This window comes from Anabaenopsis arnoldii, assembly GCF_028331025.1.
Classification (GTDB): Bacteria; Cyanobacteriota; Cyanobacteriia; order Cyanobacteriales; family Nostocaceae; genus Anabaenopsis; species Anabaenopsis arnoldii.
On sequence record NZ_JAQMUH010000063.1, the window covers coordinates 1 to 2,908 of the forward strand.

2 protein-coding genes are annotated in these 2,908 nt (G+C 42.9%); both read left to right on the forward strand.

From position 1 onward, the window contains the following. Positions 1–426: 426 nt before the first annotated feature. On the forward strand, positions 427–1,794 hold the full coding sequence (trxB, locus tag PN457_RS04815) for a thioredoxin-disulfide reductase (RefSeq protein WP_271731689.1): 1,368 nt from the start codon (positions 427–429) through the stop codon (positions 1,792–1,794). A 159-nt stretch (positions 1,795–1,953) separates the two neighbouring features. Continuing rightward, complete coding sequence (locus tag PN457_RS04820; RefSeq protein ID WP_271731690.1) at positions 1,954–2,850, forward strand: ABC transporter permease; 897 nt, start codon at positions 1,954–1,956, stop codon at positions 2,848–2,850. Positions 2,851–2,908 lie beyond the last annotated feature (58 nt).

Here is a 2,908-nt window from a genome sequence, read left to right on the forward strand (position 1 = left end):
AGACGCGATATTTCTCAAGTTAAGATTTACAAGAAAGACTACCGCTATCATTGCTTGGTTTTCGCGTTGGCAATAGTCTTAATTCAATACTTGATATCGTAGGATTATATATCAAGTGGGCGATTTTCTTAACTCACTTATATCAATGCTTGTCAACATAAGTATAGTTTTGTTTATAAAATAGTCAGCTTAGGACTAGCTCATTTTTTGGGAAATGCTGAAAACGCCAATATTTTTAGCTCCCATGGGTACTGTGTTTTTATTATACTATACAAGTGTTCGATATTCCTGGACTTTCATATCACCCCCATGCAAAAATTTCCTCTGGTCTTCTTTCTCAGGTGACGTTATATGTTTTCTTTTATCCCCATTCCTTGACTAATTATGGTATATTAAACGGAGTCGTTATGAGTTTATTTAACCCCTATGACTAACCCGACTGTAGAAAATTTGGTAATTATTGGTTCTGGCCCAGCAGGATACACAGCGGCCATATATGCAGGAAGAGCAAATTTAAAACCGGTAGTATTTGAAGGTTTTGAAATGGGGGGTTTACCCGGGGGTCAATTGATGACAACAACGGAAGTAGAAAATTTTCCGGGGTTTCCCCAAGGTATTACCGGACCGGAACTAATGGATCAAATGAAGGCGCAAGCTGAACGGTGGGGGGCACAGTTATATACTGAGGATGTAATATCTGTGGATTTGAGCCAACGTCCTTTTATAGTGCGATCGCAGGAAAGGGAACTAAAAACCCATAGTATAGTTATAGCCACTGGTGCTACAGCCAAGCGTCTAGGTTTACCTAGTGAACATCAGTTCTGGAGTCGGGGGATATCTGCTTGTGCAATTTGCGATGGTGCAACACCAATTTTCCGCGGTGCAGAATTAGCTGTCATTGGTGCTGGTGACTCGGCTGCGGAGGAGTCTATTTACCTGACTAAATACGGTTCTAAGGTAAATCTACTGGTGCGTTCTGATAAAATGCGAGCATCTAAAGCCATGCAAGACAGGGTTTTAAGTAGCCCAAAAATCGAAGTACATTGGCACACTGAAGCTGTGGACATCTTCGGCGATGGTCAGATGTCCGGGGTAAAAGTACGTAATAATCAAACTGGGGAAGAAAGGGAAATCCACGCCAAAGGTTTGTTTTACGCCATTGGTCATAGTCCCAATACAGCCTTATTTAAAGGACAGCTAGAATTAGACGATGTGGGTTATATTGTGACTAAAAATGGTTCTGTAGAAACCAGTGTAGAAGGTGTATTTGCAGCCGGGGATGTGCAAGACCACGAGTTTCGTCAAGCAATTACCGCGGCGGGTACTGGCTGTATGGCGGCCATGTTGGCAGAACGCTGGTTATCATCACGGAATTTAATTACAGAATTTCATCAATCAGCTACAGTAGAGAATGAATTGGAACCCCAAACCACCAATAAAACTGAAGCCCAAGAGGAGGCTGGATTTAATTTACAGGCGACACGCCATGAAGGGGGTTATGCCTTAAGGAAATTATTCCATGAAAGCGATCGCTTGCTGGTGGTGAAATATGTATCCCCTGGTTGTGGTCCTTGTCATACTCTCAAGCCGATATTAAATAAAGTCGTGGATGAATTCACAGGCAAAATTCACTTTGTGGAAATTGACATTGACAAAGACCCTCAGATTGCGGAGAATGCTGGGATAACTGGTACACCCACGATTCAGTTGTTTAAACATCAAGAATTATTGAAAGAAGTCAAAGGTGTGAAGCAAAAAAGCGATTATCGTCAAATGATTTCGAGTTATCTTTAGAGAAAAACTTCACCCGGACTCGCTTCTAAAAGTATAGGGAAGCGGAAAAACTTTGATCGCACAGGGGTTTCAAAGCCTCTACTCTCAAAGAACCTGCTCCTCTTAGCTCTCAGCTAAGAGGAGCGTTTGTTATATCTTACTGGATGCATGCGCTCCCTCATGGCCATAAATAAACCTCAGTTACCGAAATTTATCCGTTTCGCCCAAAATTCCCACCTGTCCCAGAAATTAATGGTCATTGGCATCGCCATTACCCTATTGTTCCTGTTTTTAGCATTTTTTGCCCCCCTGTTACAGGCTTGGGGATGGTTACAAAACCCCAGAGAGTTCCTTTCTAACCCCATCCAAGAACCACCATCAGCTAAATATTGGTTTGGTACGAGTCGCTTGGGACATGATGTATTTTCTCGTACATTATTTGGTGCCCAAGCTGCGCTGCAAGTAGTGATATTAGCTACAGCAATTAGTATGATTATTGGTGTGCCATTGGGGATGGTGAGTGGCTATCTGGGGGGTAAGTTAGATCGGATGTTGCTGTTCCTCATGGATAGTATTTACACATTGCCGGGGCTACTACTGTCTGTGACACTGGCTTTTGTCGTAGGGCGGGGAATTTTCAATGCGGCGATCGCCATTAGTATTGCCTACATTCCCCAATATTATCGCGTAGTACGTAACCACACTGTAAGCGTTAAGAAAGAGGTATTTATTGAAGCGGCTCAAGCCATGGGTGCTTCCACTTTGGTTGTACTATGGCGCTATCTATTTTTTAACGTCATTCAAAGTGTACCCGTATTATTTACTCTCAACGCCGCCGATGCCATTTTAGTATTAGGCGGTTTAGGCTTTTTGGGACTAGGACTTCCCGAAGAAGTTCCAGAATGGGGACATGACTTAAGACAAGCCTTAGAAGCCCTACCCACGGGAATTTGGTGGACTACTCTCTTCCCCGGTTTAGCCATGACATTAATGGTAGTAGGGTTATCACTACTAGGTGAGGGTTTAAATGAATTTGTCAATCCTCGATTACGGCGAGAAAATAGAATGCGGAAATAGTTACTATGAGAATATAGTGGGAGCGTTTCATCCCCTACGCTTTAGCGAGGGGATGAAA